Raw genomic sequence first — 1,010 nt, 5'->3', positions numbered from 1 at the left:
GCCGCCGTAGACGCCGAGCGCCCAGCCGCGGCGTCGCGGCGGGAAGGTGGCGTTCAGCAGGCCCAGCGCCAGGGGCATGACGATGGCCGCGCCGACGCCCTGGACGGTGCGCGCGGCGATCAGCGCCCCGACGGACGGCGCCAGCGCGCAGGCGACCGAGGCGAGCGAGAACAGCGCCAGCCCACCGGCGAACAGCCGTCGGCGGCCGAAGCGGTCACCGAGGGACGCGCTGGTCATCAGCAGGACCGCGAAGCTCACCGTGTACGCGTTGACGGTCCACTCCAGGTCCGCCATGGAAGCGCCCAGGTCGCGCTGGATGGCGGTGAGCGCGGTGGCGACGACCAGCAGGTCGAGCACCACCATGAAGGAACCGACGGAGGCCAGCACCAGCACCCACCGCTGTGCGGTGGAGACGCGTTCGGCGGCCGCGGGGTCGCCGGTCGGCGGCTGTGGCCCGATCACCCCCGAGGCCACGTCCTCTGCCACTGGCGCTCCCGTCGGACGGCACGGCCGGGCCTCGGGCCCACGGACACGCCGAGCATGCCGATCACGCGGGCGGAAGTCTTCTTCGTTCGTGCGATCTCCGCGCGGCGGTGCCGGGGTGGTCTAGGCCGTCGACCACCGCGCGAGGGCCACGAGGACCACCGCGATGATCACGACGACGGCCACGAAGCCGAGTGTGCCGCCGAGGATCATGCCGGTGCCCACCGAGTTCCACGGCGGCCGGAAGAACTTGAGCACCAGGCCCAGGACGACGGAGCCGACCGCCACACCGATGAACGCGTACGCGTACTCGCCGCCGCGCCAGCCGAGGTCGGCGAACAACCCGGTCCGGTAGGCGATCATCACCCCCAGCAGCAACGCGGACGGCGGCACGAAGCCCGCGAACGCCACCCCGGGTCGTCTCCTGTTCCGCCGCTCGACGTCGGTCACCGGGCCAGTCTCCCCGACGACCGGGCGCCGCCGCATGAGTACGACTACCCATCGCCGCCGGTGGACGCGACGACGGC

At 73.2% G+C, this 1,010-nt stretch carries 2 protein-coding genes; both read right to left on the bottom strand.

Translation table 11 applies throughout. The features are described 5' to 3' along the window. The coding region (locus tag AB0G02_RS42290) for an MFS transporter (protein ID WP_360806847.1) at positions 1-486 on the bottom strand (486 nt) is incomplete at its 3' end. A gap of 120 nt (positions 487-606) precedes the next feature. After that, entirely contained in the window at positions 607-933 is a 327-nt protein-coding gene (locus AB0G02_RS42285; RefSeq protein WP_360806844.1) for a hypothetical protein, read from the bottom strand. Positions 934-1,010: the final 77 nt, after the last annotated feature.

It is taken from the genome of Actinosynnema sp. NPDC023658 (genome assembly GCF_040639995.1).
GTDB lineage: Bacteria > Actinomycetota > Actinomycetes > Mycobacteriales > Pseudonocardiaceae > Actinosynnema.
This window is presented reverse-complemented; position numbering and strand designations above follow the sequence as displayed.